Source organism: Streptomyces mesophilus (assembly GCF_040300965.1).
GTDB lineage: Bacteria > Actinomycetota > Actinomycetes > Streptomycetales > Streptomycetaceae > Streptomyces > Streptomyces mesophilus_A.
Genome location: NZ_JBEPEW010000257.1, coordinates 1 through 6,199, shown reverse-complemented (window position 1 = coordinate 6,199; position 6,199 = coordinate 1). Strand labels below are relative to the sequence as shown.

Below are 6,199 nucleotides of genomic sequence, written 5' to 3'. Positions count from 1 at the left end.
TCCTCGGCGGCCTCCCGGCGCAGCCGTTCGGCCTCGGCGCGCGCGTCGACAAGGGCGGCCTCGGCGGCGGTGATGCGCTGCTCGGCCTCGGTGTGCAGCCGGGTCAGCTCGTCGGCCGCCTCCGACTGCCGCTGCGCCACGGCCCGTTCGGTGTCCTCGCGCAACTTCTGCGCGGCCTGCTCGGCCTCCGCCCTGACGGCTTCGGCGCGCTCCTCCGCCTCGGTGCGGTGCCGTTCGGCCTCGACGCGGGTGCGCTCGAGCGTCTCCTCGGCCTGCTTGCGCAGCGTCGTGGCGCGCTCGATGGCCTCCGTACGCACGCGCTCGGCCTCGGTGCCCGCGGCGCCGCGCAGTTCATCGGCGTCCGTACGCGCCTTCGCGAGCAGCTCCTCGGCGGAGGACGCCGCCTCCTCGATCTGCTGTACCGCCTCGCGCCGCGCCTCGCCCCGGATCCGCTCGCCCTCGGCGACGGCCTCGGCGCGCAGCTGCTCGGCCTCGCCGCGCAGCCGGCGCGCCTCCTCCTGCAGCTCCTCGGTCTTGGCGCGGTACTCCTTGGTGTCGTCCTTGGCCGCGCCCTTGAGCTGCTCGGCGATCTCCTGCGCCTGGCCGCGCAGCCGGTCGGCCTCCGCCTGGGCCTCGCGGCGGATCCGCTCGGCCTCCTCGCTCGCGGCCTTGGTGGTGGCCTTGGCGTTCTCGGAGGCCTTGTTGAGTACGTCCTCGGCGGTCTTGGCCGCCTTGGAGAGCTGGGACGCCGACTCCTCGGCGGTGATGGTGCGGGCCTTCTCGGTGGCCTCCGCGGTGACCTTCTCGGCTGCCGCACGGGCGTCCGCGAGCAGCTGCTCGGCCTGCGTCTTGGCGGCCTCGGCCTCCTTGGTCGCCTCGCTGACCAGGCGCGCGACCTGCTCCTTGGCGGTGCGGGTGCGCTGCTCGTTGGTCGACTCGGCGCTCGTGATCCGCTTCTCGGCGGTCTCCTTCGCCTCGGCGACGACCTTCTCGGCCTCGGCGCGTGCCTCACGAAGCGCGGTCTCGGCCTCCTGCATCCGCTGCTCGGCGGCGCGGGACAGCTCGGTGGCCTGCCGGCGGGCCTGGTCGGACTCGGATGCGGTCGACGTACGCAGCTGCTCGGCGTGGTCGGTGGCCTCCTGCGCCTGCGTGGACGCGGCGTTCAGGAGACGCTCGGCGTCCGCGCGGGCCCGGCGCAGGATCTCCTGCGCCTCGGTACGGGCGGACTCGGCCTCGTCGGTCAGGCGCTGGCGGGCCTCGGCATTGATCCGCTCGGCCTCGGCGCGTGCGGCGGCCAGGGCCTGGTCGGCCTCGGCGCGGGAGTCGTCGAGCAGCCGGCGGGCCTGCTGCTCGGTGCGGGCGCGCAACTGCTCGGCCCACGCCACGTTCTCGTTGACGTGGTTCTCGACGGTCCGGCGGCGCTCGGCCAGCTCCTGGTCGAGCTGCTGACGGCGGGATACGGCCTCGGAATGCAGCTCGGACTGCAGCCGGGCCTGCTGTTCGGCGTGCTCCTGGAGGATGCGCTGGGTCTGGGCGCGCGCCTCGCGCAGCTCGCGCTCGGCGTCGGTGCGCAGCTGGTCGGCCTGGATCTGGGCATTACGGAGCAGCTGCTCGGCCTGGTAGCCGATGTCAGCGGTGTCGTAGGCAGGGCGGCTCGCGAGGCTGCGACGCGCCTCGTGGAGCTTGGCGCGCAACACCTCGACCTGGTACCCCAGGTCCTCGGCGTGCTGAACCGCCTTCTCACGGTCCTTCTTCAGCCGGTCCATCTCGGCTTCGAACCGCGAGAGGCTGTCGGTCTCAGCCGGCCGCCTGTTCTCCTGGCCTTCGTAGCCCCGCACTGCGCGGTCCCATCCGTCCCCTGGTCGCAAGTCTCTCCAACCGAGCCCTGTCCATCCGCCGAACGGGGCTCCCGGGGAATGGTGTCAGATCATCGGCAGGGCAGGGGCGGCTGCCCCGACGCCCGTCCCCCGAAATCGAGACCCCGGCAAGCGGCCGTGCCACACGCACGCACGACCGCCCCCAACCCTACCGGCCCGGATATCGCGAGGTCAGTGGTCCTGGGACTCGGCCGGTGCGGAAGTGACGAGTTCGGTGAGGACTCCGTGACAGTCCTTGGGGTGCAGGAACGTGATCCGCGACCCCATCGACCCGCGACGCGGCTCGTCATAAAGGACACGGACGCCCTTTTCGCGTACGGAAGCGGCGTCGGCGTCGACGTCGGCCGTACCGAACGCGATGTGATGAACTCCCTCTCCGTTCTTGGCGAGCCACTTCGCGACGGTGGAGTCCTCGCGGATCGGCTCGAGCAGCTGGAGGTACGAAGCCCCTCCGTCGGAGGTCTCATTGATCTTGAGCATGGCTTCGCGTACGCCCTGCTCCTCGTTGACCTCGGTGTGGAAGACCTCGAAGCCGTACGTGGAGACGTAGAACTCCACCGTCTTCTCAAGGTCGTGGCAGGCGATCCCGATGTGGTCGATGCGCGTCAGCATCCGTCCAGTGCAGCGCCTCGGGCCGCGATTACGCAACGTGCGCGCGATCACACTCTCAGCCCGGTGACCCGGGCGGGTACTCGTCAGTACATTGCGAGTAAACCCTCGTTCACTCCTCATCTCCTAGGGGCCAAGCCTCATGTCTGGAACTTCTGGAACGAACAGCTCGACCTCTGTGATCGTCTCCGGGGCCCGCACGCCCATGGGACGCCTGCTCGGTTCGCTGAAGTCCTTCTCCGGAGCCGACCTCGGCGGCTTCGCCATCAAGGCCGCGCTCGAGCGGGCGGGCATCGGCGCTGACCAGGTCCAATACGTGATCATGGGGCAGGTGCTCCAGGCCGGGGCAGGGCAGATCCCGGCACGCCAGGCCGCCGTGAAGGCGGGCATTCCGATGAACGTCCCCGCGCTGACGATCAACAAGGTCTGTCTCTCCGGCCTCGACGCGATCGCGCTCGCCGACCAGCTGATCCGCGCCGGTGAGTTCGACATCGTGGTCGCGGGCGGCCAGGAATCGATGACCAACGCCCCGCATCTGCTGCCGAAGTCTCGAGAGGGCTTCAAGTACGGCGCGATCGAAATGCTGGACTCCATGGCGCACGACGGCCTGACCGACGCCTTCGAGAACATCGCGATGGGCGAGTCCACGGAGAAGCACAACACCCGCCTGGGCCTCAAGCGCGCGGAGCAGGACGAGATCGGTGCGCTCTCGCACCAGCGCGCGGCCGCCGCTCAGGCGGGCGGCATCTTCGAGGCCGAGATCACCCCCGTCGAGATCCCGCAGCGCAAGGGCGACGCGGTGATCTTCGCCAAGGACGAGGGCATCCGCCCCGAGACCACCGCCGAGTCCCTCGGCAAGCTGCGTCCGGCCTTCGCGAAGGACGGCACCATCACGGCGGGCACCGCCTCGCAGATCTCCGACGGTGCGGCGGCGGTCGTGGTGATGAGCAAGACCAAGGCCATCGAGCTGGGTCTGGAGTGGATCGCGGAGATCGGCGCGCACGGCAACGTGGCGGGCCCGGACAACTCGCTGCAGTCGCAGCCGTCCAACGCGATCCAGCACGCCGTGAAGAAGGAGGGCATCTCGGTCGAGGACCTCGACCTCATCGAGATCAACGAGGCCTTTGCTGCAGTTTCCGTCCAGTCAATGAAGGACTTGGGCGTTACGCCGGAAAAGGTGAACGTCAACGGTGGCGCGATTGCCCTGGGCCACCCCATCGGCATGTCCGGCGCCCGTATCGTGCTGCACCTGGCACTTGAGCTCAAGCGCCGTGGCGGCGGCGTGGGTGCGGCGGCGCTGTGCGGCGGCGGTGGTCAGGGTGACGCGCTGATCGTGCGGGTACCCAAGGCCTGAGGTCTGGGTCGCCGACCGGTCCTGCCCGCTTTCCGTACGCGTACGAACGAACTGGAGCTGTGATGCACGACGTCCCCTCGCTGGTGGCTCAGGCGCGCGAGGGCCGGCCGCGGGCCGTGGCCCGGCTGATCTCACTGGTCGAGGGGGCGTCGCCGCAGCTGCGGGAGGTGATGGCGGCGCTCGCGCCGCTGACCGGCCACGCGTACGTGGTCGGTCTCACCGGCTCGCCCGGTGTCGGCAAGTCGACATCGACGTCGGCCCTGGTGTCGGCGTACCGGCGGGCCGGAAAGCGGGTAGGGGTCCTCGCGGTGGACCCCTCGTCGCCCTTCTCGGGCGGCGCGCTGCTCGGTGACCGGATCCGCATGGCCGACCACGCCTCGGACCCCGGTGTCTACATCCGCTCGATGGCCACGCGCGGCCATCTCGGCGGTCTCGCCTGGGCCGCGCCCCAGGCGATCCGTGTGCTCGACGCCGCGGGCTGCGATGTCGTGCTCGTCGAGACGGTCGGCGTCGGACAGTCCGAGGTGGAGATCGCCTCCCAGGCGGACACCTCCGTGGTGCTGCTCGCCCCCGGGATGGGGGACGGGATCCAGGCGGCGAAGGCCGGGATCCTGGAGATCGGCGACGTGTACGTGGTCAACAAGGCGGACCGCGACGGCGCGGACTCCACGGTGCGCGAGCTCAACCACATGCTGGGCCTGGGGGAGTCGCGCGGTCCCGGCGACTGGCGCCCTCCGATCGTGAAAACGGTCGCGTCACGGGCCGAGGGCGTCGACGAGGTGGTCGAGGCCCTGGAGAAGCACCGCGCCTGGATGGAGGAGCGGGGTGTGCTCGCCGAGCGCCGTACGGTCCGCGCCGCCCACGAGATCGAGACCATCGCGGTCACCGCCCTCCGCGAGCGGATCGCGGACCTGCGGGGCGACCAGCGCCTCGGCGTGCTGGCGGAGCGGGTCGCCGCGGGTTCCCTGGACCCGTACGCGGCGGCGGACGAGCTGGTGTCGGGGCTCACGGGGAGCTGACGGGGCCCGTACCTGCGGAGGGGGCCCAAGGGGCCCTGAACGCATGGCTTGAGATGAGCGGGGAGGCTGCCGATCGGCCTGGCGGCGTGGGGCGCTTGCGAATCCGCCGCCGATCGCCTTGGCCGTATGGGCGCTTTGCGAAGCCGCCGATCACCCTGCCGCCGCCACGTGGTCGCTCGCGGTGAAGCCGTACGCGAGCTGCGCCTCGACCATGGAGGCGAAGGAGTGCGCCCTGATGGGCAGCGCGCGCAGCCGCGCCATGGTCGCGTCGAAGGCGGCGACGAGCGGCCCGGTGAGCGCGGCCGGAGCACCGGCGTCCAGTGCGGCGCCCAGGATCTGCCCCCGGTACCGCTGCGGGATACAGCGTCCGATCATGACGTCCAGGCGGGCCACGTCCTCGGACGTGGTGGGTGCGCGGCCGGCAGGATCTTCCGCCACGGCCCGTAGTCGGACGGCCTGTTGACGCATGAAGTTCGCCGCATCGCGGCACGACCCCGGGCGAGGATCCGTCCGGGGCAGTACGAGCGCGCTGAGATACCCGGTCACCTCCTCGGCACCCGCGTCCAGCCGGTCGGCCGTGCGCCGGGCCAGTTCGCCGAGCGTGCCTTCGGCGGGGAGCGGCGCGTCGAACGACCAGTGCGGCACCTCGGCCAGCACGGTCAAGGTGCCGTGACGCTCCTGCGCCCAGGCGGCGGCGGAGTTCCCCAGGGGCAGCAGCGTCGCCGGGTCCTCGGTACCGCTCGCCAGCGCCGCGTCCCAGATCGACGTGGGGTCCGGGAAGGCGAAGACGCCGGGCGCGAGGGTCTCGCCCGCCGCGTCCAGCGGCTCGAGTTCCGCGGGGAAACCGAAGCGGCCGGGCAGGTTCGCGAGCGCGCCCGCCAGCCGGGGCGCGTCGCCGCGCAGATACCCGTGCATGCCGTGGAGCTCGCCGTTGTGCAGCGACACCATGGCCGCCGGCCGGCTGAGCTCGATCGCCGTGCGCAAGGCCGCGGTTTCGGGCAGGCGCGCGGCACGGCGCAGGCCGCGGTAGGCGATGGGGAAGTCCCAGTCGGGCCACTCGTCCATGGGCGGCCGGTAGAAGTTCCGGTAGTACGCGGCCATGTCGATGTCGGGCGCGAACCAGGCCTCGTTACGGACATACGCGTCGGGGTCGACACAGAGCACCGCGTCCACGCCGACCTCCCCGGCCAAGGCGTCGGGACGGCGGGCCAGCCGCTCGGCGAGCTCCACCACGGTGGCCACACCCGCGACCTCGTTCGCGTGCGGGCCGGCGTACCAGAGCACCCGCCGGGCACCGGCGCCGAAGCGCACCAGGTGCAGCGGCCGGCCGTCCCGCGAGG

At 71.6% G+C, this 6,199-nt stretch carries 5 protein-coding genes; 2 read left to right on the top strand and 3 right to left on the bottom strand.

The window, feature by feature from the left end:
* On the bottom strand, window positions 1-1,838 hold a 1,838-nt coding region (gene scy, locus ABT367_RS40210; protein ID WP_352258781.1), incomplete at its 3' end, for a polarized growth protein Scy.
* A 210-nt stretch (window positions 1,839-2,048) separates the two neighbouring features.
* A complete protein-coding gene (mce, locus tag ABT367_RS40205) occupies window positions 2,049-2,489 on the bottom strand; it encodes a methylmalonyl-CoA epimerase (protein WP_199545895.1) in 441 nt (146 codons plus the stop codon).
* Window positions 2,490-2,628: 139 nt separating this feature from the next.
* Here mce and ABT367_RS40200 point away from each other — a divergent pair, with 139 nt between their 5' ends.
* Window positions 2,629-3,840, top strand: coding sequence for an acetyl-CoA C-acetyltransferase (locus ABT367_RS40200; protein WP_352258779.1), 1,212 nt, complete (start codon window positions 2,629-2,631; stop codon window positions 3,838-3,840).
* A gap of 62 nt (window positions 3,841-3,902) precedes the next feature.
* Window positions 3,903-4,859: a methylmalonyl Co-A mutase-associated GTPase MeaB gene (meaB, locus tag ABT367_RS40195; protein ID WP_352258777.1), complete on the top strand. Its 957-nt coding sequence runs from the start codon at window positions 3,903-3,905 to the stop codon at window positions 4,857-4,859.
* A gap of 150 nt (window positions 4,860-5,009) precedes the next feature.
* Here the strand turns inward: meaB and ABT367_RS40190 are convergent.
* The coding region (locus ABT367_RS40190) for a hypothetical protein (protein ID WP_352258775.1) at window positions 5,010-6,199 on the bottom strand (1,190 nt) is incomplete at its 5' end.